Origin of the sequence: Hymenobacter mucosus (assembly GCF_900188255.1) — a bacterium.
Lineage (GTDB): Bacteria > Bacteroidota > Bacteroidia > Cytophagales > Hymenobacteraceae > Hymenobacter > Hymenobacter mucosus.
The window spans coordinates 221331-245026 of record NZ_FZNS01000001.1; the positions used below are offsets into that span (position 1 = coordinate 221331).

The following is a 23696-nucleotide window of genomic DNA, read 5'->3' on the forward strand; positions in this document are numbered from 1 at the left end:
ACAAGTACTACTTCGAACAAAAACGGCTACCCTTACAATTGCTGGCCTGGGCAGGAGGTAGCTTAAAAACGAAAAAGCGCTCCGCTGCCGTACTTAGGGCAGCGGAGCGCTTTTTCGTTTTTAAGCTGCTATTTATTCTTCCCGGCGCACGCCCTGGGAAATCGTGCTGTGACGTTGGCGGAGTACGTCTACCACGTCTTCCAGGCCTAAGCCCGCGGCGGTCAGTAGCACCAGCAAATGGTAAAGCAAGTCGGCCGCCTCCCCTTTCAGCCCGTCAATGTTGCCGCCTACGGCATCAATAACCGTTTCTACGGCCTCCTCACCCACTTTCTGCGCTATTTTGGGCATGCCCTTGCGAAACAACGAAGCCGTGTACGATTTGGCATCTTCCTCCGGAAACTGATGCCGACGCTGCACTAGGCGCTCCAGCTCGGCAATAAAGCTTACCGCCGGGGCGGGGTAGGCAGTTTGCCCCACCTGCTCGAAGCAGCTAGTAGTGCCCCGGTGGCAGGTTGACCCGTCGGGAATGGCCCGGATCAGCAGCGCATCCTGGTCGCAGTCTTCGTGCAGGCTCACCACGGTCAGGAAGTGGCCGCTGGTTTCGCCCTTGGTCCAGAGGCGCTGCTTAGAACGGGAAAAGAAGGTTACGCGTCCCTCCTGCTCCGTTTTAGTTAGCGCTTCCTGGTTCATGTACCCCAGCATGAGCACCTGCCCCGTGTGAGCGTCCTGCACAATTACCGGCACGAGGCCATCGGGCATTTTCTGAAAATCGAGTTGCATAAACGAAACGGCACAACGCCGAGAAAATAGAAACCGGGCTCATGCCCGGTTTCGCAGGAAATGAAAGTCGTTAGAGGCGTACGGGAATGCCATCGGCCCGCAGGTGTTCTTTCAGCTCCCGGATGCCGATTTCACCAAAGTGGAAGATACTAGCGGCCAGACCTGCATCGGCGTGGGCCTGCTGAAATACGCGGGTGAAATCCTGCATGGAGCCCGCCCCCCCAGAAGCTACCACCGGCACCGACACGGCCCGGCTTACGGCCCCCGTAATATCAAGCGCGAAGCCATCCTTAGTACCATCGTTGCTCATAGACGTGAGCAGGATTTCACCCGCGCCCCGGTCGGCGGCCTCGCGGCACCACTGCACGGCATCAAACCCGGTATTGTGGGTGCCGGCGCGGGTGTAAATCTGCCACCCTTCGGGCTCGTGGTAGCGCGCATCGGCGGCCACTACAATACACTGGGACCCGAAGCGCGCCGCCAGCTCGTCAATCAGTTCCGGGCGGGCCAAGGCGGCGGAGTTGATACTGACCTTGTCGGCGCCATTCAGCAACAGTGCTTCCACATCGGCCACCGTGCCAATGCCGCCGCCCACGGTGAAGGGAATATCCAGTTCCCGGGCCACATCGCGCACCAGCGCTACCAGCGTTGCGCGCTTCTGGTTGGTGGCCGTAATGTCAAGAAATACTAGCTCGTCGGCGCCCTCACGGGCGTAGCGGGAAGCCAACGCCACGGGGTCGCCCGCGTCGCGCAGGCCCTCAAAGCGCACGCCCTTCACGGTGCGGCCGTCCTTCACGTCGAGGCAGGGAATAATACGTTTCGTTAGCATAGGGCGATGGTGCTTACAGCCAGGGTTGCAGTTGAGCCAAGGTAATGGTGCCTTCGTAGATGGCCTTGCCAATGATGGCCCCGTGCATGCCACTAGCTGCCAGGGCTTCTACATCGGCAATGGTGGTAACTCCGCCGCTGGCTACCAGCCGCGCGGCCGGGGCCTGCTGCCGCAGATGCTGATACGTGTCCAGGGCGGGGCCTTGCAGCTTGCCATCCTTACTCACATCGGTGCATATAAAAGTAGTGGCGCCAGCCTCCAGGTAGTCCATAAGAAACTCCTGCAGGGTCCGCTCACTCTGCTCGGCCCAGGCGTTGATGGCAATGCGGTTGTCGCGGAAGTCGGCCCCCACAATAACGCGGTCAGCCCCGAAGGTCTGAAGCCAGCCGCGTACGGTTTCGGGCTCCCGTACGGCAATGCTACCGGCCGTGATTTGGTGGGCGCCCGCGTCGAACGCCTGGCGCAGGGCTTGCTCACTTTGCAGCCCGCCGCCGAAGTCAATGGTGAGACGGGTATGGCGCGCAATACGCTCCAGCACCGGCAAATTAACGGGCTGCTTGGCCCGGGCTCCATCCAGGTCTACCAAATGCAGGCGCCGCACCCCGTGCTGCTCAAAGCGCTGGGCCACGGCCAGCGGATCGTTGTCGTAGGTAGTTTGCTGGGCGAAGTCGCCCTCGGTAAGGCGCACGCACTGGCCGTTGATGAGGTCAATGGCGGGAATGATTTCCATGGGTTAGGAACACGACCCACGAACCGGTACTAAAAGCAGCCGGGTCGTAGCATTAAAGTTTCAGAAAGTTTTCCAGGATGCGCGTGCCCACCGGGCCGCTCTTCTCAGTGTGAAATTGCACGGCCGCAAAGTTACGATGCTGCACGGCGGCACTGAACGGGGCGGGGTACGTAGCCTGGGCAATGGTATACTCTCCCACCGGCGCATAGTAGCTGTGCACAAAATACACGTAGTCTTCCTCGCGCAGGCCTTCGAACAGCGGTGACCGAAGTTCTTGCAGCGTATTCCATCCCATGTGGGGTACTTTGTACTCCGCGGCGGCTGAAAAACGTACCACATCAAACGGCAGGATGCCGAGCATCTGGGTTCCGCCACCCTCCTCGCTGTGACGGCCCAGTAGTTGCATGCCCAAGCAAATTCCGAGGAAGGGTTGCGTCAGGGTGGGCAGCAACTCGTGAAGGCCTTGGGCCCGCAACTCCCGCATAGCTGAGGCGGCTTCTCCTTCCCCCGGAAAGAGAATCTTGTCGGCGCTTCGGATGAGCTCATGGTCGGCCGTAAGGGTGGCCCGGACTCCCAAGCGCTCCAAGGCAAAAAGCACCGACTGCACATTGCCACCTTTGTAGTTAATGACTGCTATTTCCATTTGAGAATACCTAGGTCAGATTGGTGTTTATTCATTTGTTTTACCATTTGTATAAACGCTGACTTGGATTTGTTAGATCGAACATTCCCTCTTACTGGCTAGAGCGCCCTGCTGCTGGCCGTAGTCGCAACTCCTTGGCTACTACCCTTTACTCATTTGTATATACAAATGAGTAAACTATAAAATCCCCTTGGTGCTCGGTATTTCCATCTTCCCTGCATCACGTACCAGCGCCATCTTAATGGCTTTGGCTACGGCTTTAAAGATGGCTTCTATCTTGTGATGCTCGTTCTGCCCCTCCGCCTTAATATTGAGGTTGCAACGGGCGGCATCGGAAAAGCTTTTAAAGAAATGGTAAAACATTTCAGTGGGCATATCGCCTACTTTTTCCCGCTTGAATTCAGCATCCCACACAATCCAAGGACGCCCGGAGAAGTCGATAGCCGCCTGGGCTAGTACGTCGTCCATGGGAAGGAGGAATCCATAGCGCGCCAGTCCGCGCTTGTCACCGAGGGCGTGTGTGAAGGCTTCGCCCAAAGCAATAGCCGTGTCCTCAATGGTGTGATGCTCGTCGATGTGGAGGTCACCTTGCACCGTAATTTTCAGGTCTACCCCCGAGTGCTTGCTGAGCTGATCCAGCATATGGTCAAAGAAGCCCAGGCCAGTATGCATCTGCGGACGGCCATTGCCGTCGAGGTTTAATTCGATGCTGATTTTGGTTTCGTTGGTGTCGCGTTGTACTACGGCAGTACGAGCGGGCAGCCGCAAAAACTGGTATATTTTTTCCCAGCTCATCGTAGTAAGTGCGGCACGCTCGTCCTCCTCCCCTGCCGGTTTTAATAAAATAGACTGGCAGCCTATATTTTGGGCTAGCTCCACATCCGTAAGTCGGTCGCCAATGACAAAGGAGTTCGGCAGGTCATACCCATGAGTTTGGTCAAAGTAGCGGGCCAGCATACCGATCCCAGGTTTACGGGTCGGCAGGTTTTCGTGGGGAAAGCTCCGGTCGATATGCTCCCGCACAAACTCGACTCCTTCTGAACGAAGAATGTCAAGCATCATCGTATGAGCCGGCCAGAACGTCTCCTCGGGGAAGCTGTCGGTGCCCAGACCATCTTGGTTGCTCACCAGCACCAGTTCGTAATCCAGCTCGCGGGCAATACGTGCCAACCCGCTGATGGCCCCCGGCACAAACTGAAATTTCTCTCGGGTCAACGAGTCAACCTGAAAATCCGTCGACGGCTCAATAAGGATGGTGCCGTCGCGGTCAATGAAGAGTACCTTTTTCATAAAGCGTGCGCGGAGCTATTAGTCCGCGAATCGTTGAGCGTAAAATACCACGTGCTTGCGGGAATAGGCAAACACGGCTCGGCGGCAGCGGGGGCCAGCTTCCGAGGAAGGCCCCACTGCCGCTGAAGCGTTCTATTACTTGTATTCCTGCAGGGCCACTAACAGCTGTTCGTTTTCCTGGGGCGTACCGACGGTCAGTCGCAGGGTGCCGGCGCAGCCCGGCTGCGTAGTGCGGTTGCGGACAATGATGCCCCGCGCCACAAGGTAGTCATAGACAGCAGTAGCGTCAGGGCGGAAGCGGGCGAGCAGGAAGTTGGCATCGGAGGGAAAAACGTGCTCCACAATTTCCAGCTTTGGCAACGCAGCCGCTAGCTCATCGCGGCCGCGCAGCAGCGCCTCACGCATCTGTTCAAAATGCGGAGCGTCGCGCAGAGCCGCCAGGGCGTGCTGCTGCGTCGCCTCCGACACGTTGTAAGGCGGCTTGATTTTGTTGAGGTAGCCAATTACATCCGGCGAGGCAAAGGCCATGCCTAGGCGCAGCCCCGCCAAACCCCACGCCTTGGAAAAGGTTTGCAGCACCACCAGATTCGGAAACTCCGCCAGACGCGTGGTCCAACTCGGCGCCGCGGCAAAATCCGCATAGGCTTCGTCTACAACTACTAGGCCGCGGAAGCCGCGCAAAATTTCCTCGATAGCGGCGGCATGGAGCAGGTTGCCCGTGGGATTGTTGGGCGAGCAGAGAAAAACAATTTTAGCATCCGAAGCCACTACCTGCTGCACCGTTTCGGGGGACAGCTGGAAGTCGGCAGTCAGCGGCAAGCGCTCCAGGGCCACGTCGTTTAGGTTGGCGGCTACCTCGTACATGCCGTAAGTAGGCGGCAAAATTAGAATCTTGTCTTGCCCGGGCACGCACACCAAGCGCACTAGCAGGTCAATGGCCTCGTCGGAACCGTTGCCCAGAAAAATCTGATTTTCGGCTACCTTCTTTACCTGAGCCAATTCTGCCTTCACGGCGCGCTGCAGCGGATCGGGGTAGCGGTTGAACAGCTCGGGACCGGCGCTACCCAGGCTGTTCTCGTTGGCATCGAGCATGACATGGGCCTCGCCCTGAAATTCATCGCGGGCAGAAGAATACGGTTTCATTGCCCGGATGTTGGGGCGAACGAGGCTAGTTAAATCAAACATGGAAACACTAGAGTTACTGATGGCGCGCACGTGGCGCGGGTCCGATTTTTCGTTTGGCCGACCTGAGGCGGGCCGCCGCTGGTTTACACCAACGTGTCACTTGTTCTGCTCCGGGGCCGCTAATGACTCCAGCCGTAGCGTGACGGCGCGGGCGTGGGCACGTAAGCCTTCGGCTTCGGCCATTGTTTCCACTACCGGCCCCACCTGCAGTAGCCCTTCGGCGGTGATGCGCTGGAAAGTTATCTTCTTAAAGAAAGAATCGAGCGACACGCCGCTGTAGTTGCGGGCATAGCCATTGGTAGGCAGCGTATGGTTTGTACCCGAGGCATAGTCGCCAGCCGCTTCCGGGGTCAGATGCCCCAGGAATACGGACCCCGCGCTGGTCACTCCTTCGGCAAGTTGCTCGGGGTTCCGCACGGCCAGAATCAGGTGCTCAGGGGCGTACTGGTTGGAGAAGTACAGCATTTCTTCCGGCGTACGCAGCAAAATGGACCGGCTTTCCGTCAGGGCTTGCGTGGCCACAGCGGCCCGGGGCAGCTCGGCCAGTTGGCGCGCTACTTCGGCCTGAGTAGCTTCCAAAATCGGCATTGAGTCGGACAGCAGAATTACCTGGGAGTCGGGACCATGCTCGGCCTGGCTCAGCAAGTCGGCCGCCACGAAAGCCGGGTTGGCCGACGCATCAGCAATGACAAGAACTTCCGACGGACCCGCGGGCATGTCGATGGCTACCCCATAGCGGGACGCTAGCTGCTTGGCCGCCGTCACGTAGCGGTTGCCGGGACCAAAAATTTTGTCCACGGCCGGCACCGAGTCGGTGCCGCCAGTGAGGGCCGCCACGGCCTGGGCTCCGCCTGCCTTGATAATGGTAGTGATACCCAGCAAGTGAGCCGTAAACAAGATAACGGCGTTTACGGAGCCGTCTTGCTGAGGTGGCGTGGTCAGCACTATCTCGGGGCAGCCCGCCAAACGGGCCGGCACGCCCAGCATCAGCAGGGTACTAAACAACGGCGCCGTGCCGCCGGGGATATATAGGCCTACCCGCTGCACGGGCACCGAGCGGCGCCAGCACGACACGCCGGGCATGGTTTCTACCCGCTTTTCCTCTTCGCGCTGGGTTGCGTGAAACTTCCAGATGTTGGCGTGCGCCTGACGGATGGCCGTCTGGAGTTCGGCGGGTACCTGGACTACGGCCGCGGCCAGCTCCTCGGGGCTCACGCGCAGGTCGTGCAGCTCCGCCCGATCAAACTGACGGGCGTAGTCGCGCAGGGCTACATCGCCCCGCTGGCGCACATCCTCGAAGATTTGCTGCACACGTTGTTCCACATCGTGGGCCTGCTGGGCAGCAGCGCGTTGCTGCAGGGCAGCCCAATCGGCTTGTGGGGGATATTGAATGAGTTGCATGCTGTCGAAACGAGAGGCAAGAAGTGAGATTCTGCACACCTTATATATAAGGAGTACGGGTAGCATGGTGGAAGCTCGCGGCGGCAGGGCCAAACTCGTCCCGTATCACGCCTGCTTTCCTAATCCTGCTTCGGTTAGCTAATCATCTTCTCAATGGGTAGCACCAGAATGCCTTCGGCGCCGACGGCTTTGAGTTGGCCGGTGATGTGCCAAAAGTCGTCCTCATTTATAACCGACTGCACCGACACCCAGCCCTCTTCCGCCAGCGGAGTTACCGTGGGCGACTTGATACCGGGCAACAGGGCCTTCACCGCGTCAAGCGCCGCGGTGGGTGCATTGAGCAGAATGTATTTGTTGCGGCGGGCGCGGCGCACGGCCTGCATCCGGAACTGTAGCTGTTCCAGAATCTCTTTTTTCTCGGCGCTCATCTTCTGGTGGGCGATGAGAACGGCTTCCGAGCGAAACACGGTTTCTACTTCCCGCAGGCCATTACCGAGCAAGGTAGAGCCGCTGCTCACGATGTCGCAAATGGCCTCGGCCAACCCAATGCTGGGGGCAATTTCTACCGACCCGCTAATGGTATGCAAGTTGGCTTCTACTCCCCGCTCCCGCAGGTAGGCACCCAGGATTTCCGGGTACGAAGTCGCAATATTTTTCCCCTGCAGGTCTGCCACCGAGTCATACGCGGCAGCCCGGGGCACGGCCAAACTCAGGCGGCACTTGCTAAAGCCCAGGCCTTCAATTTCCAGGTGGGGCAAGCCCGCTTCCACGAGTACGTTTTGCCCAACGATGCCCAAGTCGGCCACCCCATCCTGCACGTAGCCGGGGATGTCGTCGTCGCGCAGGTAGAGAATTTCGAGGGGAAAGTTGGTGGCTTCGGTTTTGAGCTTGTAGCTGCTGCTCAGAAAGCTGATGCCGCACTCCCGGATCAGGTTGAGGGAGTCTTCGCTAAGGCGGCCCGACTTCTGGATGGCAAGACGAATCATGGGGTAGTAAGAAAGTAGCGAGTAAAAGACAGCTAGCGGCCACCCAACGGGGCACTCACTAGAAATTTGCTCAGGGGAAATAGTAGGAAGCGGTACGGCAAGCAGGACCCGAACGTTGGAACTGGGCCATAAAAGGCCGGGGCCACCTGAGTGCGGGGGCCGGCGAACCTAGTGCGGCTCGCCCAACGGGGTCAATATGATGCGTATATTCCTCTAGAAAGAGGAATGATGCCCGCGATGATGGTGATGCAATACGCGCAGCCCGGCCGGGGCGCCACTACGAGGGGCAGCCAGCTGGCAGAGGGGGCTAAGGACTAATGCGGCGTAAAGCATACAGGCAGATTGCGAGGCAAATGTACGCGCCGGGCCGTAGGATGGAAACTTTTCAGGGAAAAATTTACCACAAAGGCAGACCTTTACGTTGTTCTAGTTCTCCAACCAGAAGTTGGCACCATTGTTTCAGGATGGCGGGAGACCCGTTTCTTGGCCTTGCTCACCTTCTGCTCACCACTTGTTGCGCTGCGTATGTTTTCTATTGCCCGGTTTTCGGCTCGTCTGGGCCTGGGTCTGAGTATGGCTTTTGCATCAACGGCTGCCTGGGCCCAAACCACCCCTGCGCTACCAACTGACACGGCCTTTGTCAAGCGTCCGGTGGCTACGCCGCCCGCCGCCCCCGTGCAGCCGGCTAGCCCCGGCGCGGGGGTACCCACGGCGCCCGCGTCCATGGCTAGTGCTCAGCCCGTTCAGCTGCCTCTACCCCAAGCAAGCCCCCACGCGGTGGTTACCCAAACGATAGGGTTGACGGAGGTAACGGTAGATTACCACGCCCCTGCCGTACGCAACCGTACCGTATGGGGTGGTTTGGTGCCCTACGACCAATTATGGCGGGCCGGCGCGAATGAGAACACCCTAATTCGCTTTTCAACTCCAGTGGTATTACACGGGCAAATGATTCCGGGCGGGCAGTACTCCTTCTACGTGTTTCCCCACGCCGATAAGGAATGGGAACTGGTACTAAACCGCGTCATCAACCACTGGGGCACCGAGAACTACGACCCTAAGGCCGACGTCATTCGCATTCCAGTAATGGCCGAGACGGCCCCATTTCACGAAACCTTGCTCTACTGGTTTTCCGAAATAAAGCCCACGGGAGCCCACTTAAACCTGACGTGGGAAAAGCGCACGTTGGTGCTACCCATCGAAACTGAAGTGCACAAGCAGGTTATCAGCGGCATTGAGCAGGTACTACAGCAGAAGCCCGGCGACTGGCAGCTTCTTGCCCAGGCCGCCGACTACATGGTGCAAAACAATATCCAGCCCGAGCGCGCCCTCACGCTCATCAACGAGTCGCTGAAGCTACAGGACGCCGCCACCAACAACTGGATTAAGGCGTGCTTGCTGGCGCAGCAGCAAGATTTCGGGACGGCTGTGGTGTATGCTCGCAAAGCTATTAAGCTGGTAGATAAGGAAGATTCGACCGTAAAGAACCAGCTCCCTACCATGCGCATAGCCCTCACGGAGTGGCAGGCGAAGGCCTACTAACACGACCATTACCTCCCAACGACAGCGGGGAGCTGCCGCCGCGTTTGCCAGATGGCTGCACGGCGGTAGCTCCCCGCTGTTCTATTCTACCCTGCCTATCCTATTGAGTGGCCGCCCTAGAACCGGGCAATGACGCGCAGGTTCACAACCCGGCGCGAGAGGAAATTGGGGATGGCGTAGATGCGACCATTCAAATCCTGTAGGTAGCTATAGCCCGCTACATTATCGGCACCGAGGATGTTGAGAATCTCGAGGCTGGCCCACAAGCTTTGCAGTTGCATTGCTTTACCACCGAACTGTGGCGCGGTCGTCCGTAAACTCAGCACTTTGGAAAAGCCCATATCTACTCGCTTATAGCTGCGGGTGAGCTTGTCAGTTCCGCGCAAATCAAGCAGGCCGGGTGGGCTAAAGGGCAGGCCCGTGCCGAATACCAAGTTCACGTAGCCTTTCACGGAAGGGTTGCCCGGCAGATTATCCTGAAAAAAGACGCCTAAGTTAAGGCGCTGGTCAGAAGGCCGCCGCAAATAGCCTTTGGGCACCCGACCCGTACTATTGCCGTTCGCGTCGTAGGTAGTGATGGAGTCGCCATCAATGTTTTCGCGGGTAGTGAGTATTCCGAGGCTAAACCAAGACTCAATTCCCTTCACAAATTCTCCGCTTACCCGGGCGTCAAGACCCGCGGCGTAGGCTTTGGCGTTGTTCTGAGCAAAGTACCGCAGCCGGACGTTGTCGATATCGTAGGGTACTACGTCGGTGAGGTACTTGTAGTAGGCTTCGCCCGTGAAGCGAAACGGCCGCCCCCACTGGGTAAAGCGCCGCTCGTTGCCCACAATAAAGTGCAAGGACCGTTGGGCCTTCAGGTCGAGGTTGAGTTGTCCCTGCTGGCGCTGGGGCGGGCCAATCTGGGCCCGCAACTCCCGGTAGAATGGGGGCTGATAGTACACGCCTGCAGCCGCCTTCCAGGATACGCGCGGATTGCGCCGGGATGTGAAGGCGTATTGCACGCGCGGACTCACGGTGGTCTGTCCATTCACCGTCCAGTAGTTTACCCGGGCACCGTAGGTTAGGGTGCGCAAGGAATCCAGGGCGTAGGTGTGCTGCACATAGCCCTGGTAGCGGCTGCTTTCCAGGGTTAGGTCAGACTGCAGGCGCGTGCGCCGGGCCGCGGGCACAAAGTCGGCCGAGTCCACGAAGCTATACTCATTCAGCTCATCCACTATTCTCTCCCGTCCGGCCTTGAGGCCCCAGCGCACCGTGTGGGCCGTGCCCGGCGTCCAGGTGCCGCGTGTTTCGAGGGTCGCAATCCGGGCTGTAAGGTAGTTCCGCGAGTGGTCAAAGCGGGAACCAATGTCGCGTTGCCGCACGGCTTGGTTGAAATCCGGATCATCCGGGTCGGTATTGATTTCCCCGAGACGGTAGGCGGCTTCCACATCGCGGTACTCAAACTCCCGCGAGTACAGCAGCCCCGCTAGCAGCTCCGCTTGCAAATTGGAGCGAAAGTTATGACGCAGGCTGAGCCCACCCTGATAGGTGTCGTACTGCATCCGTTCCCGGCCGCCGTAGCTAATAAACAGGCGCGTAAACTGGTTGGTGTTTGTGCTGAACGTGCTTTGGCCACTTTCCGGGTTAAAGCGGTAGTCGTTGTGGGCGAAGGTAGTTAGCAACCCCAGCGAAGTTTTGTTTTCGTCGCCTTTCGGTCCCAGGGCGGCCTTTATATAGGATTGACCGTCGTAGAAAGTAGGGTTGTAGCCCCCTTGCTGCTGCTGTAAGGAGTTGAGAACGTAGGTGGCATTCTTGTACCGTACGCCCGCCAAGTAGCTGATGCGCTTGTTCGGTGAAGTTGCTTCTACGTGCACCGAGCCGCCCACCAAACTAGCCGTTACGGATGCCCCAAACCTAGTCGGTTCCTTGTACTCTATACTCAGCACCGAGGACAGCTTGTCGCCGTACTTGGGTTGCCAGCCTCCAGTAGAAAACTCTACCCGGTTTACTAAATCGGGGTTGATGAAGCTGAGGCCTTCCTGCGCCGCGGCCGTAACCAAGAACGGCCGGTACACTTCGAAGCCGTTCACGTACACCAGATTTTCCTCGTAATTGCCCCCGCGCACGGAGTAGGTACTGCTCAGCTCGTTGTTGCTCACTACCCCTGGCAGCGTTTTGAGCACGGCATTAAAGTCGCCGAAGGGCGAAGGAATTTCCTTAGCCGTGCGCGGGTCCAGCGGAATAATGCTGACTTGCTCACGCGTATCTGTTTCAGTGGACCGCCCACGCACCGTCACGTTGCCCAACGCCCGCGAGTCTTCCGCCAGCGTGAGGGTAAGCTCCAGTGGATTCGAGAGATTCAAGGTGATGCGCTGGGTTTGATACCCCAAACGGCGCACCACCAGCACGGGTGGGTTTCCCCCTGCAGGAGATATCACGCCCAAGGTAAAGCGGCCCTGACTGTCGGTAGTAGCCCCGCCGCCGGGTTGCCCCTCCACTCCCACACTTACTTGCTCCAAAGGCTGCCCCGCGGCGTCGCGAATGATACCCTTGAGCAACACGCGGCTATTTTGCTGGGCTACCCCGGCGGGAGCCACCAGCACAAGGAGTGCACCGACTCCCGTTACTGGTCTTAGCGCTAACCGTAGCACAAGTGCCGAACGAGACAGGAAAGGGTGTGGCATGCAAGTACGCTTAATCTTCGGAGCTTACTATCGTTTCCAGCTCGCGGCGCATAGTAGCCAGGGTAGCCACGGGGTCGGGCGAGTTAAAGACAAACGACCCAGCTACCAGCGCATCTGCCCCGGCCTCCACCAAAGCGGCGGCGTTATCCATGGTCACGCCCCCGTCAATTTCAATCAGGGCTGCCGAACCGCTATCTACCAGCAGCTCTTTGAGGGCAGCTACTTTGCGTAGCGTGTTCGGAATAAACGACTGCCCTCCGAAGCCGGGGTTCACGGACATAATCAGCACTAGGTCCAAGTCGGCAGCCACATCTTCTAGCACCCAAATGGGCGTATGCGGATTCAGGGCCACGCCGGCCCGGCATCCGAGCTGCTTGATTTGCTGAATAACGCGGTGTAAATGCGTACATGCCTCGTAGTGCACGGTAATGTTGGCAGCACCAGCGTCGCGAAAGGCACTAAGGTAGTGCTGAGGCTCCTCAATCATGAGGTGCACATCAATGGGTTGCTGGGCGTGGCGTTGCACGGCCTGCAGCACGGGTAGGCCAAACGAAATATTGGGCACGAAGCGGCCGTCCATCACGTCGAAGTGCAGCCAATCGGCGGCACTGTCGGCTAGGCGTTCCAATTCGGATTGCAGATTGCCAAAATCGGCCGCGAGCAAAGAAGGCGCCAGCAGCGGAGCCATACGACGGGTAGAGTTCATACCACGAAAGTAGCAGTTTGGCGTGAGGTGCACATAAACAAGCCGAGCGGATGTAGCCAAGAAACGACGTGGCTAGTTGCTACTCTAGTTGAGACTTACTAAGCGCTATAAAAACAACGAGGCGCCCGAACCAATAGTGTTCAGGCGCCTCTGTTTCTACAAACCAATATGGACGAGGCAACAGCCGCAGGCTATTAGCTGGGTTTTTCCCACGCGCGCCAATCAAGTTTGCCGTCTTCCGTTTTGCGCAGGAATACCGTCTGATCATCGTCCTGACGCTTACCAAACGTAACGTCGCCGCGGCAGTCCAGGCATTTAAGCGAGGTGTATTTAAATTTATCCTGCGCTACCCGGGCCGTGAGGTCCAGATTATCGGAGCCACAGAGGCCACACTTGGGCACATCGGGGAAACTCAGCCGGTCGTATTCGGCAACCACTTCGTGGAAATTGGCGCCTTGCACCGTGAAGTGAAACTGTCGGCGCCCGATGCGCTTGGAGACCATCATTTGTAACATCTTGAAAAAGAATTGGGAGTAAGAAAAACAGCGTTTCCGCTGTCAGAATCAACAAAGACGAACGACGAATAATTGCGCTTTGACTAATTAAATTTGCAACAATCTAACCAAAATAGCAAACACAAGAACTGAACTTACTTCCCAAAACCGCCACATCTACAGCCTGTAGGCTACTTAGCGTCGGCATTTCACTGGCTATGAGGCAGCTATTGACTAGTAGCGGTGGCCGTTACCTGCAAGAGTAAGCGGTACAAGTCATCTTCCTCAAAAGGCTTGGTCAGACACGCGTTCATTCCGGCCGCCAAATACGCTTCCTGGTCCGCGTCAAAGGCGTTTGCGGTAAGCGCAATTAACGGAACGGAGGCGCGGGCAGCATCTGGGTGCTGCCGGACGGCACGGGTCACATCTACCCCACTCAGCCCCGGCATCTGAATGTCGAGTAGCGCGGCATCGTAGGACTTGGTTTCCAACTGGGCAAGCGCCTCCGTGCCCGTACCCACGGCATACACTAGCACGCCCCGCTGCTCCAGCAGCACCGTCGTAATCCATTGGTTTACCACATTATCTTCTGCCAGCAGCACCCGCAACCCTTCCAAGCCCTCGTAGTTAATAGGCACCGGAACAGCCGCCTCTGTGGTAGCATGTACCCGAGGCAAGGTAAGGGTAAAGGAAAAGGTAGTGCCTTCGCCCGGCGTGCTGCACAGCAGCAGCGAACCGCCCATGTGATGCACTAGTTGCTCACTGATGGCAAGCCCCAATCCCGTTCCGCCAAAACGATAACTAGTTGCCGCACTAGCCTGCGTAAAGGCATCAAAAATGCGTTCCTGGTGCTCCGGCTCAATGCCAATGCCAGTGTCTTGCACCCAAAACCGCACCGTCAGGGACTCAGCCACATCGACCAGTACGCTTGCCCCGAGTTGAACGCTACCCTGGGTAGTAAACTTCAACGCGTTGCTAAGCAAATTCAACAGGACTTGATGCAAGCGGTAGGCATCGCCCAGCACACGGGGCATTGCCGCGGTGGGTGGCTCTACCAGCAGCGTCAAGCCTTTCTGGGTAGCCAAGGCTGCTACCGTTTGCCCGGCACTTTGCAAAGCCATTACCAAGTCAAACTCAGCCTGATCAATTTGCAAGTGGTGGGTAGTGATTTTGGCCATATCCAGCACATCGTTCACCAGGGCCAACAGGTGCTGCCCCGCCTGCTGCATGGTGGTCAGGTATTCCTGCTGCTGCGGGGTAAGCGTTGTTTTCTCCAGGAGCACGGCCATCCCCAACACGCCATTGAGAGGAGTCCGGATTTCGTGGCTCATGCGGGACAAAAAGGATTCCTTAGCGTGAGCGTTGGCCTCGGCCTCCTGCTTAGCTTGAAGTAAAGCTCTTTCAGCGCGGATACCCTGAGTTACATCGTAGCCGGAGGCGACCACGTAAGGCGCGGCGTCTGCTTCCCGTACTTGATACGTGTAGTAATGGAGGTAGCGCCTCTCCCCAGTCGACGTCATAATGGTCATCAGGCGGGGTTCCGTAGTGGGCTGATTTGTACTAGCCAGGTAGTCAGCTACGGCAGACTGGTGTTCGGGCGGAATGGCTTCGCGAATGTTGCGGCCAATGAGGCGGGCAGCGGGCAGGTTCACCAACCGTTCAATGGCGGGATTCACCGTCAGCAGGGTACCCTCTAGATCGTGGGTGCAAATCAGCGCCTGGGAATAGCGTACTAAGTCGTGGTACTGTTTTTCCCGTTGCTCGAGGGCAAGGCGCGCCAGCTTTAGGTTGGTGATATCAGTACTTACCGTGAGTATTCCCGGGCTGCCATCGGCCGAGGCCATGGGACACATATACACCTGCAAGTGGCACGGCTCGCCTCGGCTCATGGTAAGCGACATCTCCGTTTTCAGCGGGCGGCTGGTAGCCATCACTTGTTTGTTCAACACCCGAATCTGCCAAAGCTCCTCTTGCACGGCAATGCTCTGCTCCTCCGTGGGTTGCCAGTGCTGCTTACTCCGTGACGCCAGCGCATCAAAGGCAGCATTACGAAACACCACTTGTCCGTTGGCATCCTTCACGTACACCACATCGGGCAGGGCGTCCACAATAAGCCGGACAAACGTTTGTTGCTCCCGCAGTTGCCTTTCTACCTGGCGCTGGCCTTCCTCTGCCGCGTAGCGCGCCGTAATATCAATACCGGAGCCTACTACTAGCTGCAAGGCACCACTCGCATCAAAAATGGGACGGAAGTTGCGTAAAATGTGCTTAACCCCTTTAGGCCCCGTCAACGTCTCCTCCCACGACACATCAGTCTTGGTGCGCACGGCCGACTCGAAGTGTTCTTGGCGCTGATCCGCCAAGGACATAGGCCGCCGCCGGGCCGCCATGTACTCATAATTGGTTTTGCCAATTACCTGTTGCCGGATGGAAGGATCAGAAATAGAGGATGGATTGACGAATAGGAAGCGGTGCTCGGCATCAAACACGGCAATATCAACAGGTAGCAGATTCAGAATTGCCTCGTAGAACTGCTGCTGCTGCGCCATTTGCTGCTCAGTACGCTTACGCTCCGTAATATCAATTCCGGAGCTAATTAGCAGTTGTGAGGACCCATCTGGGCCCACTGCGGAACTCAAACGACGCAGAAAAAAGCGCTGCTCCTGGCCCTTTTCTATTGTCTCCTCCCAAGTCATTTCCGACTTTCCACTCAGCACTTCCCGGAAGGCACGGCGGCGTTGCTGGGCAATGGCGGCGGGGCGCTGCCGGTGCTGGCACGACTCCTCGTTTGTTTTGCCAATCATCCAGCGCCGGATTTCCGGGTCGGGCTCAACGGAGGGATTTACGAACAGATAGCGTGAGTCAGCATCAATAACCGCTACGGCAATGGGTACTTGCTCCAGAATAGTTTCGTAGAACTTGCGCTGCTCAACTACTTACTGCTCGGCTTGCCGACGAGCTGTAATGTCGGTGAAGTACAGCACGGCACACTCCTCATTGGGCACGGCCATAGCCGTCAGGAGATAGTACTGGCCCTGCACGTCTAGTTCTGCCTGTATGGGGTCCGCCATCGTCAGCGCCTGTTGTACGAGCGCAGTGAGCTGTTGCTGGGCATGGCCTTGCGCATCAGCTGCCAGTGCTTGTAGCAGCGGCGCAGCCGCGGGGTTTGCATACAGCAGCTCTCCCGCGGCCGTCAGCCGCAGAATAGGACTGGGGCTTTGCTTGGGGATGTACGAAATCGTCCGCAACTGCGCGTCGCGCTGATGGCGTTCCGTCACGTCGCGGTAGCAGATAAGACGACCCGCTTGCACCTTATCCAACACTAAATAGTCTAGCTCTACCACCCGGCCATTAGCCAGCCGAAACTCTTCGCTGAGAACCGTCTCCCCCGCCGCATGGATGGCCTGGGCGCGCGCACCAAATTCCGCTGGGTTTTGAAAAGCCTGGTCAATAGCAATTGTATTGGCCGGGATGGGAGGATGGGTCTCGGCAATAGGCACCTCAGGGGGCAAGCTGAACAGCTCGCGGAAGTAGCTATTTACTAGCTGAATTGTACCCTCATGATCGACCAGGAGCAATCCTACCCGCATATTTTCCACCAGCGCCGATAACTGCTGCTGACAAAACTGGCTGTGCGTGGCGTTTTTGGCAATCTGCTCTTCCAGTGCTGCAATGCGTGCTTCAGCGGCGGCCAATGCTTCTTCCGCCTGCTGGCGGCGGCTCCGCTCCACTTCTACTTGGGCAGCCCAGGCATCGGGTGAGGATGACGGTGTTGGAGTCATAGCCTGTAGGATGGTCGTAAGCAATTCACTAGATATCGAAACCACCTTCGGTAAGGGTGGCTCTAACCAAATAACGTAGTTTCACCGTACTTGGTCGCATTCTGTTCCCCGCTGCAGTTGTTGAGCGGGTAGTAAGTTCACTGCCAAGCTGCGTGGTAGAGGCTATATTCTATAGCTTTACGAAGCGAAGGGTACGCTGTTCTTTTCCTGTACTCACTGTGCAAGTATACACCCCTTTGGTGAGCACGCCCGGATGCAAGCGCACCTCCGCCGCCGTAGTTGCCGCTACCTGCTGCTCCGTAACCAAGGCCCCACGGGCATCGAAGATGCGCACGCGAAGGGCTCTAGCTTGAAACGCAGGCGCCAGCTGCAAGTACAGCTCATCATCTTTCGCCGGATTGGGATAAATAATCAATTCCTGCCGGCCAGCAGGTGCCCCCGCCGCTAAAGGAGTGCCTGGGTTAGCCAGGTTATACGCCCGCACGAAGCTAGGAATGCCATAGCCCACTTGGTCGTCGGGAGTAGTTGCGCGGGTTCCGGAGCGTTGTAAGTAGCCGAGCACTTGCTGGGCGGTAAGCATAGGATTGGCCTGCCAGAAGCCCGCCGCCATACCCGCCAGCACCGGACACGAAAAGGAAGTACCACTACCACGCGTAGCAGCCCCCGAGGGACTGATAATGGCCGTTTGTAGTCCCATTGCCGACAAGTTCGGCTTGATACGCCCATCGGCCGTGGGACCCATTGAGCTAAAGTAAGCGCGATTCAGCAGGGAGTCGACCGCACCAACAGTTAGGATAGAGTCGGCGTCGGCGGGGGCTGTAATGTAGCGCCAGGTATTCCCGCCCTCGTTGCCAGCGCTGTTTACAACCAGCATCCCTACGCGGGCCGCCACGGTAGCAGCCCGCGTAGAAAGGGCCGTGCGCCCGTTCAGGTCGTTGTAGGTATAGTCGATAGAAGGATAATCAAAGGTGTTGTACCCTAGCGAGGAGCTAATAATATCGACGCCTGCGGAGTCGGCGTATTCAGCGGCCACCAGCCAGTTGGCTTCCTCTACCGGATGCTCCGAGTAAATATCTTCCGTAACGAAAAGACGGTAGGTAGCTTGGGGCGCCGTGCCAATGTAAAAACCAGGCGAGTTAGCGGCCATGGTAGAAAGGCAGTTGGTACCGTGGCTGTTTCGCCCGTACACTGCATTGTTTTTTTCTACCACGTTAAACGTACTGGCCAGCCGCTGCTCCTGAAACAACGGCGCAAAGGCGGCCGCGGTATTCACTCCCGTAAAGCCGGCATCAAATACGGCAATCTGCATGCCTTCGCCTCGGTAGCCCGCATCGTGCATAGCTACTGCGCCAATCATGTTGGCCTGGGTGTAGGCCGGCCCATACTGCGCGCGGGTTCCCCGCTGCTCAGCCGGCAGTTGTTCGCCAACCTCGCGTTTGCGAGAACCCGGAAGCCCACGGTTAAGCGTTTTGGCCGTACGCACGCACGGCAAAGCCTGCAACTGCAGCAGCGTGGCCGAATCACAGGCTACTATAGCGGCGTTGAACCAACGCGAGGTGTACCAGAGTTGTGCACCAGCCACCGCCTTCACCTGCTGCACGTAGCTGGGGTTGACCGGCAAATCGCGGGGTTGCACGGCAATATTCTGGCGCTGCCGGCGCTGAACAGCCCGCGCCGAAAGGAAGGCTAGCGGCTGCGTTGTGCTATAGGGCGAACCCGCCTTATCACGAAAGTAGATAAGGTGCTTGCGCACGGTGCCCGTAGTTTGCGTGGGGGCAACTGGCGTATTATGCGAAATAGGTGCTGTGGACGGAGTTGGCTCCGAGTTCGTCCATAATCCCGCAAGTAACAATAGGTGGGAGAGTTGCATTCAGATCAGAAAGTAGCGTACCGGAAGATACGAAGTAAAAGCCGGTTGGGCTTTTATACCTAGTTTATTTGCTATCCTAGAGAGGCAAATCTGGCTATAGAGAGGGTCGAATCTTAGCGCACTATATTGGTCCTTGGTCCTATAATAGAGCGCTGTCACTTGCAGAATCTGGCAACAGAGTGGGTATGGGAGTTGTTCACTATTGAACCGCTACCCTGCTCCAGCTAGCAGCAACTGTGCAATCCGCCTCCGTAGAATCCTACGGGCAACGATATGGAGTTATTTGCCAGATTCCACTAGCACCTCCCACCGCGACCGACCACTGTTAGGCCGGCTAGCATTTGGTATGCACCCCGGACTATTGTCGCAGAATGCGAAGTCCCGACGCACCCGGTACACCAGGCCCACCCCCTTGGCGTATACGGCACGGCGCACCGTAGCGTAGAAGAGGTTGACCTCGCCCCGGCCAAACAGGTTGCTGGTAGTTACCGTTTCGTTGTAGCTAAACTGGCGGCTCCCATTGCTGTAAGTAAAGGGCTGGTTTACGCGGTTATAGAAGCGGGTCTCGGCCGTAATCGAGTCTCGACTGTTGAAAGCATTCTGATTCCAGGTGCGCCCTTCCCGCACCGGGAACACCAGTTCCACCGTGCGCAGGTTGCTACGCTGCACTTGCAGGGCTTGGGCCGTGGGAGTTACTAAGAGCACACTATCAAAGCGCCAGGGCTCATTACGGGCGGCCCGGCGGTAGCGCACTACCTGGTAGGCCGGCAGGCCGGCCGCATCCGTTACCAGGGTAGAATCTTTTTCCTTGTACTGGTAGCGCTGGATAGTAGCCGTAAAATTGGAATAGGATGTATCGGCTACGTCATAAATGCGGTAGGCGCCCACGGCAAGGGGGTAATACTCGCGCCCTAACTCCGGACCCGCATCAGTAGTGTTTTCGCAGCCAGCAAGGGTTGCCGCCGTAACCGACAGCGCCAGTAGGGTCCGTAGCGTACGTTTCAACTCGAAGAAGTAAGGGTTGTGCATAAAGTATAAACTCGACCGGAAGATACGGCAAACGAAGGAGTGGGCGCACAAAAGAACGGCCCGGCACCTGCTTTCCACGTAGCAGATTGCCGAGCCGTTCAAAAATCGGGCCTATGCCCACGTTTGGGAGGCGCTTTCTAGTTATTCGGCAGCCAAGGCTACCTCCGCTGGTTCGGTTGCTTCACCAATGGTATGACGCTCAATCCAGCCACCGCCCAGCACATCTTGGCCGTCATAGAATACGGCAGCTTGCCCAGGCGTGACGGCGTGCACGGCCTGCTCAAAATACACGTAAATCTTGTCGCCCTTTTGCTCCAGAAACGCCGGAGAACCATCGTGGTTATAGCGAATCTTGGTAGTACTGGGCACAAGGCCTCGCCCCTCTAAAGAAGCAAACTTGCCCATATTGAGCTTGCCTACTACCGTTCGGGTACTGGCCAAGTCATCGAAATTGCCGAGCACCACCCGGTTCGTGTCGGGGTCAATAGCCGTGACGTAGGCCGGAAAGCCCAAAGCCACGCCCAAGCCTTTCCGCTGGCCAATGGTGTAGAAGGGGTAGCCTTCGTGTTTGCCTACCACCGTACCATCGCGCAGTACAAACTCACCACCGGCTACGCGCTCTTCCAGCCCTGGCACCCGGCGCCGCAGGAAACCACGGTAGTCGTTGTCGGGGATAAAGCAGATTTCGTAGCTCTCGGGCTTGTTCACAAGCTCGGTAAAGCCTCGCTCGCGGGCGAAATCGTAGATAGCCGTTTTGCGCAGCTGCCCCAGCGGAAACAGCGTGCGGCTCAGGCTCTCCTGGGTTACTCCCCACAGGGCATAGCTTTGGTCCTTGTTCTCATCTAGCCCCTTGCTGATGACGTAGCGGCCATTTTCCTGGCGTACTTGCGCGTAGTGGCCGGTAGCAATAAACTCGCACCCAAGCTGGTCGGCCCGGCGTAGTAGAGCATCCCACTTGATGTGCGTGTTGCACAATACGCAAGGGTTCGGCGTACGACCCGCCAAGTATTCCTCCGTAAAGTTGCTGATGACAAAGTCCCCGAACTCGTCGCGGATGTCAATGATGTAATGGGGAAAACCCAGCTCCACCGCAATCTGGCGGGCATCGTTGATACTATCGAGGGAACAGCAGCCCGTTTCCTTCTTGCTGCCGCCCGCCGAGGCGTAATCCCAGGTTTTCATGGTCATCCCAACCACTTCGTAGCCTTGCTCGTGCAGAAGCACGGCTGCTACGGAGCTGTCGATGCCGCCGCTCATAGCGACAAGCACCCGTCCTTTCGTTGTATTCATACGTGAATAAAATTGCGCCCGAAGCGTGAAAGGTTCCGGCCGAAGCAGCAAAGGTACGGGAATTGAAAAATAGAAGGTAGCAACACAGCAAATAGGTGCCCTTCAGGAAGAAGTTAGAAACGCTGATGCACCTCTGCCCCGCCAACCGAGTCGTAGTAAATTGCCGAAAGCAGCCGCGCAACCAAAATTTCCCCGAATATTGCACCCGCTACGCCGGGCTACCATGGCCGGGCGGCGTCTTCTCTCCTGCTCATCTTTTAGTTTTGCCTCTATGGCCCTCATCATACCCGTCATGGTGCGTGGCATCAACAACCTATCCGACGCCCGCTATTGCGCGGGCATGGGAGCTGATTGCTTAACGTTCCGCCTCGACCCCTCCTGGCCCGACCACCTTACCCCAGATGCCGTGCGCGAGCTTAGCGGGTGGGTGTCGGGCGTACAACTCATGGGGGAGTTTGATGGGCTGCCCATTGAAGAAATAAACGCGCTGGCTCAGGCCTGCGGGTTGCACGCGGTGCTCCTGCACCAGCGCCGCCCGGCCGAGGAACTGGCTCGCCTTACGGTGCCCGCCCTCAAGCTCATGCGCTGGATTCCGGATATGCTCCCCGAGGATGTAGACCTGCGCTTTCGGGAGCAGGCCTCGCTCTACCAAGGATTTGTGCTGGCGGCGGCGCCCGCCCAGTTGCCCAACTCGGCCGAGCTTACTCGTCTTACCGAGCAGGCTCGGACCTATCCTATTTGGCTGGGCGCGGGCTACGCACCTACTACCATCCGCAACTTCGCGGAGAGCGTGCGGCCAGCAGGCATTGTGCTCGACGGTGGCGATGAGATAAAGCCTGGCCTGCGCGATTTTGAGGAGATGGAAGCCGTATTCGAAGCCCTAGAATTAGATTAGCGTCTCCTCGCTTACGCCATGATGGCTAGCAAGGAGAATACGGGGTTAGTAAGACTTTCTGGCCCCTGGCAGGCAAGGTAGGCAGCGGCTTCGGCCGGGGGCAGGCTTTTGGTAAACAGCCGCCATGCTGCCGCTTCCGGTAGGTCAATGGTGGCCTGCACACTGCCCACGTATTCGCAGCCTACTTCCCAGCGGCTGGAGCTTCGGTGGAGAAACCACGTGCCGCCCGCCGGCCCACTTATGGTAAACTGCACCGTGGTGCCAGGCGCAGCCTCCACCGCCCGATAGTGGTGGGGCAGTGCGTGCACGCAAGTAGCAAGAAACGGATGGTACAGTGTGGGCAGTAGTAGCGCAGCTTCCTGCCCCACCGCTTGGCGGATTTGTTGCTGATGGTGCCATTTCTCCGTGTACTCCCGCGCTATATGAAAACGGTTGGTAGACTCGGCCTCGCCCGCCCAGGCTACTGCAAATTGGGCGGGCGAGGCCGGATCCAACGAATGCAGGAAGCTCGTGTAAGCAGGGCCGCTCACTTCCAGCAGCCATGCCAGCACGGCGGGACTAAGCCGTTGCCCTGCGGCTACCCAGGTTTGGTTAAGTGTGTTTAGGTACTCTACCACGTCGGCATAGGCGGACGTTGCGGGGCCCGGACCGCCAAAGTGCCCGTCGCGCAGCATGGACATACTGCGCAAATTACCATCCAGCAGGTGCAGGGCTACATCGCGCACCCGCCAGCCGGGCACCACCGTGGGCTGCTCCCACTCTGCTAGCGTTAGACGGCGCAACAGCTCCGACAGCAGCCGGTCAAGCTCCGCGAATAAGGGCAACGTGTTGGGCACTACGGCAGGTACCATACGCCAGGACGGTAGTAGAAGTGAAGAATGGGCCTACCACCGCGGCAGGCCCCCTACTCAGCTTAGTTGAAACTGCAGGTATTTGATAGGTACGCCCTGGGCCCGGTACTTGCTCTCGAAGTTGGTGACGATGTCCTCCGCGTGAGGCAGCAGGTCAGGCGTAGCGTATAAGTCTTTGGTGTGGGCCAGAATCGTAACTCCTGGGCGCGCTTGCACCGTTTCCAGGGAGTAGTCGAACAGCCCTTCATTATCGGTTTTTAGGTGCACGAGGCCACCCGGCCGGAGGAGTTGCTGGTACAGATCCAGAAAGCGTGGCGCGGTTAGACGGCGCTTAATATCTCGGTCGCGGGGCCTTGGGTCGGGAAACGTGATCCAAATTTCGTGAAGCTCACCCGGGGCAAAATGCGTCAGCAGATCGTGGGCGCGGGTTCGCACAAAGCCCACGTTGGTCAGGCCCAGTTCTTCGGCCCGCTGACTACCCCGCCAGATTCGGTCCCCTTTGATATCGAGCCCGAGGAAGTTGCGCTCGGGGTAACGAGCTGCTAACCCAACGGTGTACTCTCCCTTCCCACACCCTACTTCTAAGGTAATTGGGTTAGGGTTATGGAAGAAGTTCTCGTGCCAGTGCCCGCCCAGCTGTTGGTAATTGTCTTTGCCCGGCTCGACGATGTCATTGCGCCCAGCGTTGTCAGCAAAGCGCTTTAGTTTGATGCGACTCACGAAAAGT

At 57.8% G+C, this 23696-nt stretch carries 20 protein-coding genes and 1 pseudogene; 2 read left to right on the top strand and 19 right to left on the bottom strand.

The genetic code is table 11. The annotated features are described in order from the left end of the window. Window positions 1-132: 132 nt before the first annotated feature. From hisIE to hisG, 8 genes are all read right to left on the bottom strand, one after another. The gene (gene hisIE / locus CHB83_RS00975; protein ID WP_089331370.1) at window positions 133-780 is read right to left on the bottom strand and encodes a bifunctional phosphoribosyl-AMP cyclohydrolase/phosphoribosyl-ATP diphosphatase HisIE; all 648 of its coding nucleotides are present in this window, start codon (window positions 778-780) and stop codon (window positions 133-135) included. Between the two features lie 70 nt (window positions 781-850). After that, window positions 851-1609, bottom strand: coding sequence for an imidazole glycerol phosphate synthase subunit HisF (gene hisF / locus CHB83_RS00980; protein WP_089331371.1), 759 nt, complete (start codon window positions 1607-1609; stop codon window positions 851-853). 13 nt (window positions 1610-1622) lie between these two features. Beyond that, window positions 1623-2339, bottom strand: coding sequence for a 1-(5-phosphoribosyl)-5-[(5-phosphoribosylamino)methylideneamino]imidazole-4-carboxamide isomerase (hisA, locus tag CHB83_RS00985; protein WP_045690004.1), 717 nt, complete (start codon window positions 2337-2339; stop codon window positions 1623-1625). A gap of 52 nt (window positions 2340-2391) precedes the next feature. Beyond that, window positions 2392-2982 (bottom strand): imidazole glycerol phosphate synthase subunit HisH, encoded by a 591-nt coding sequence (hisH, locus tag CHB83_RS00990; protein ID WP_045690005.1) that lies wholly within the window; start codon window positions 2980-2982, stop codon window positions 2392-2394. Window positions 2983-3159: 177 nt separating this feature from the next. Beyond that, window positions 3160-4272 carry a bifunctional histidinol-phosphatase/imidazoleglycerol-phosphate dehydratase HisB gene (gene hisB / locus CHB83_RS00995; RefSeq protein WP_089331372.1) on the bottom strand — a complete coding sequence of 371 codons (1113 nt, stop codon included), beginning with the start codon at window positions 4270-4272 and terminating at the stop codon, window positions 3160-3162. Window positions 4273-4407: 135 nt separating this feature from the next. Beyond that, window positions 4408-5457, bottom strand: a complete 1050-nt coding sequence (hisC, locus tag CHB83_RS01000; RefSeq protein ID WP_089331373.1) for a histidinol-phosphate transaminase — start codon at window positions 5455-5457, stop codon at window positions 4408-4410. A gap of 96 nt (window positions 5458-5553) precedes the next feature. Then, the gene (hisD, locus tag CHB83_RS01005) at window positions 5554-6858 is read right to left on the bottom strand and encodes a histidinol dehydrogenase (protein ID WP_089331374.1); all 1305 of its coding nucleotides are present in this window, start codon (window positions 6856-6858) and stop codon (window positions 5554-5556) included. A gap of 134 nt (window positions 6859-6992) precedes the next feature. After that, a complete protein-coding gene (gene hisG / locus CHB83_RS01010; RefSeq protein ID WP_089331375.1) occupies window positions 6993-7844 on the bottom strand; it encodes an ATP phosphoribosyltransferase in 852 nt (283 codons plus the stop codon). A gap of 525 nt (window positions 7845-8369) precedes the next feature. On the opposite strand from hisG, the gene CHB83_RS01015 reads away from it, so the two are divergent. Beyond that, window positions 8370-9386, top strand: coding sequence for a DUF2911 domain-containing protein (locus CHB83_RS01015; RefSeq protein WP_089331376.1), 1017 nt, complete (start codon window positions 8370-8372; stop codon window positions 9384-9386). Window positions 9387-9502: 116 nt separating this feature from the next. On the opposite strand, the gene CHB83_RS01020 is transcribed toward CHB83_RS01015, so the two are convergent. From CHB83_RS01020 to mnmA, 9 genes and pseudogenes are all read right to left on the bottom strand, one after another. Continuing rightward, window positions 9503-12052: a TonB-dependent receptor gene (locus CHB83_RS01020; RefSeq protein ID WP_089331377.1), complete on the bottom strand. Its 2550-nt coding sequence runs from the start codon at window positions 12050-12052 to the stop codon at window positions 9503-9505. Between the two features lie 10 nt (window positions 12053-12062). Then, complete coding sequence (gene rpe, locus CHB83_RS01025; protein WP_394340133.1) at window positions 12063-12758, bottom strand: ribulose-phosphate 3-epimerase; 696 nt, start codon at window positions 12756-12758, stop codon at window positions 12063-12065. Window positions 12759-12952: 194 nt separating this feature from the next. Then, on the bottom strand, window positions 12953-13273 hold the full coding sequence (locus tag CHB83_RS01030) for a hypothetical protein (RefSeq protein WP_143436954.1): 321 nt from the start codon (window positions 13271-13273) through the stop codon (window positions 12953-12955). Window positions 13274-13479: 206 nt separating this feature from the next. Further along, window positions 13480-15801 (bottom strand): PAS domain-containing protein, encoded by a 2322-nt coding sequence (locus CHB83_RS01035; protein WP_262490724.1) that lies wholly within the window; start codon window positions 15799-15801, stop codon window positions 13480-13482. 12 nt (window positions 15802-15813) lie between these two features. After that, a pseudogene (locus CHB83_RS24180) lies at window positions 15814-16170 on the bottom strand (PAS domain-containing protein); the annotation flags it as partial. Between the two features lie 18 nt (window positions 16171-16188). Continuing rightward, window positions 16189-17034, bottom strand: coding sequence for a PAS-domain containing protein (locus CHB83_RS01040; RefSeq protein ID WP_089331380.1), 846 nt, complete (start codon window positions 17032-17034; stop codon window positions 16189-16191). A gap of 169 nt (window positions 17035-17203) precedes the next feature. Further along, complete coding sequence (locus tag CHB83_RS01045) at window positions 17204-18904, bottom strand: S8 family serine peptidase (protein WP_089331381.1); 1701 nt, start codon at window positions 18902-18904, stop codon at window positions 17204-17206. A 279-nt stretch (window positions 18905-19183) separates the two neighbouring features. Next, a complete protein-coding gene (locus CHB83_RS01050; protein ID WP_089331382.1) occupies window positions 19184-19933 on the bottom strand; it encodes a hypothetical protein in 750 nt (249 codons plus the stop codon). Between the two features lie 141 nt (window positions 19934-20074). Next, window positions 20075-21223: a tRNA 2-thiouridine(34) synthase MnmA gene (gene mnmA / locus CHB83_RS01055; protein WP_072144853.1), complete on the bottom strand. Its 1149-nt coding sequence runs from the start codon at window positions 21221-21223 to the stop codon at window positions 20075-20077. Window positions 21224-21494: 271 nt separating this feature from the next. Between mnmA and CHB83_RS01060 the strand changes: the two genes are divergently transcribed. Then, window positions 21495-22118, top strand: coding sequence for a beta/alpha barrel domain-containing protein (locus CHB83_RS01060; protein ID WP_089331383.1), 624 nt, complete (start codon window positions 21495-21497; stop codon window positions 22116-22118). 11 nt (window positions 22119-22129) lie between these two features. Here the strand turns inward: CHB83_RS01060 and CHB83_RS01065 are convergent, their stop codons facing one another. Then, a complete protein-coding gene (locus CHB83_RS01065) occupies window positions 22130-22969 on the bottom strand; it encodes a maleylpyruvate isomerase N-terminal domain-containing protein (RefSeq protein ID WP_089331384.1) in 840 nt (279 codons plus the stop codon). Between the two features lie 57 nt (window positions 22970-23026). Further along, complete coding sequence (trmB, locus tag CHB83_RS01070) at window positions 23027-23689, bottom strand: tRNA (guanosine(46)-N7)-methyltransferase TrmB (RefSeq protein WP_045689540.1); 663 nt, start codon at window positions 23687-23689, stop codon at window positions 23027-23029. Window positions 23690-23696 lie beyond the last annotated feature (7 nt).

What these genes read in the sequence shown, in the direction of transcription:
- hisIE (WP_089331370.1), bottom strand. Translation starts at nt 780, where the DNA reads ATGCAACTCGATTTTCAGAAAATGCCCGATGGCCTCGTGCCGGTAATT.
- hisF (WP_089331371.1), bottom strand. Translation starts at nt 1,609, where the DNA reads ATGCTAACGAAACGTATTATTCCCTGCCTCGACGTGAAGGACGGCCGC.
- hisA (WP_045690004.1), bottom strand. Translation starts at nt 2,339, where the DNA reads ATGGAAATCATTCCCGCCATTGACCTCATCAACGGCCAGTGCGTGCGC.
- hisH (WP_045690005.1), bottom strand. Translation starts at nt 2,982, where the DNA reads ATGGAAATAGCAGTCATTAACTACAAAGGTGGCAATGTGCAGTCGGTG.
- hisB (WP_089331372.1), bottom strand. Translation starts at nt 4,272, where the DNA reads ATGAAAAAGGTACTCTTCATTGACCGCGACGGCACCATCCTTATTGAG.
- hisC (WP_089331373.1), bottom strand. Translation starts at nt 5,457, where the DNA reads ATGTTTGATTTAACTAGCCTCGTTCGCCCCAACATCCGGGCAATGAAA.
- hisD (WP_089331374.1), bottom strand. Translation starts at nt 6,858, where the DNA reads ATGCAACTCATTCAATATCCCCCACAAGCCGATTGGGCTGCCCTGCAG.
- hisG (WP_089331375.1), bottom strand. Translation starts at nt 7,844, where the DNA reads ATGATTCGTCTTGCCATCCAGAAGTCGGGCCGCCTTAGCGAAGACTCC.
- CHB83_RS01015 (WP_089331376.1), top strand. Translation starts at nt 8,370, where the DNA reads ATGTTTTCTATTGCCCGGTTTTCGGCTCGTCTGGGCCTGGGTCTGAGT.
- CHB83_RS01020 (WP_089331377.1), bottom strand. Translation starts at nt 12,052, where the DNA reads ATGCCACACCCTTTCCTGTCTCGTTCGGCACTTGTGCTACGGTTAGCG.
- rpe (WP_394340133.1), bottom strand. Translation starts at nt 12,758, where the DNA reads ATGAACTCTACCCGTCGTATGGCTCCGCTGCTGGCGCCTTCTTTGCTC.
- CHB83_RS01030 (WP_143436954.1), bottom strand. Translation starts at nt 13,273, where the DNA reads ATGTTACAAATGATGGTCTCCAAGCGCATCGGGCGCCGACAGTTTCAC.
- CHB83_RS01035 (WP_262490724.1), bottom strand. Translation starts at nt 15,801, where the DNA reads ATGGCGCAGCAGCAGCAGTTCTACGAGGCAATTCTGAATCTGCTACCT.
- CHB83_RS01040 (WP_089331380.1), bottom strand. Translation starts at nt 17,034, where the DNA reads ATGACTCCAACACCGTCATCCTCACCCGATGCCTGGGCTGCCCAAGTA.
- CHB83_RS01045 (WP_089331381.1), bottom strand. Translation starts at nt 18,904, where the DNA reads ATGCAACTCTCCCACCTATTGTTACTTGCGGGATTATGGACGAACTCG.
- CHB83_RS01050 (WP_089331382.1), bottom strand. Translation starts at nt 19,933, where the DNA reads ATGCACAACCCTTACTTCTTCGAGTTGAAACGTACGCTACGGACCCTA.
- mnmA (WP_072144853.1), bottom strand. Translation starts at nt 21,223, where the DNA reads ATGAATACAACGAAAGGACGGGTGCTTGTCGCTATGAGCGGCGGCATC.
- CHB83_RS01060 (WP_089331383.1), top strand. Translation starts at nt 21,495, where the DNA reads ATGGCCCTCATCATACCCGTCATGGTGCGTGGCATCAACAACCTATCC.
- CHB83_RS01065 (WP_089331384.1), bottom strand. Translation starts at nt 22,969, where the DNA reads ATGGTACCTGCCGTAGTGCCCAACACGTTGCCCTTATTCGCGGAGCTT.